General features: G+C 27.9%; 1 protein-coding gene. It reads left to right on the top strand.

Going from position 1 to position 538, the window contains the following annotated elements:
- Window positions 1-70 precede the first annotated feature (70 nt).
- Entirely contained in the window at window positions 71-364 is a 294-nt protein-coding gene (locus N9I19_RS25055; protein ID WP_411730972.1) for a helix-turn-helix domain-containing protein, read from the top strand.
- Window positions 365-538 lie beyond the last annotated feature (174 nt).

The following is a 538-nucleotide window of genomic DNA, read 5'->3' as shown; positions in this document are numbered from 1 at the left end:
TACCCCTTATAGGATTGATATTTGTATTTAGATTTATCTTATCAGAAAAAATAAAAAAAAATTTATATATTTGAAAACAAATAATTTAAAACCCATTTACAAATTATTCGATTTCGAATATAATAACTTTAAGGAGGTGAACATCATTAATAAAATCAGGAAAAAAAGATTAGAGAAAGGTTGGACTCAATTTGAACTTGCGGAAAAATCAGGAGTTCCACAATCGACTATATCTCAAATCGAAAGAGGAAATCGGAAATACCCTACACATGAAAATATTATGAAAATCGTTAAGGCATTGGAGATCACAGTAGAAGAACTTGTAGAGGAAAGGTTACATGGCTTTGAAGATTTGGAATATTAAAAACAATAAGGATTTATAGAAATAATTGGGCATTTTACCGTAACGTATTTTAAAAAAGGAGTGAAAAAAATGAAAAATTACTTAACAAATCTATTATCACCAAATGACTTGGTTCTTGGTGTAGGCTTGTTTAATTCTCTGCAAAAATTCGAATCTTTTCTAAAGATATATCCA

It is taken from the genome of Peribacillus sp. CSMR9, assembly GCF_033141925.1.
Lineage (GTDB): Bacteria > Bacillota > Bacilli > Bacillales > DSM-1321 > Peribacillus > Peribacillus simplex_A.
This window is presented reverse-complemented; position numbering and strand designations above follow the sequence as displayed.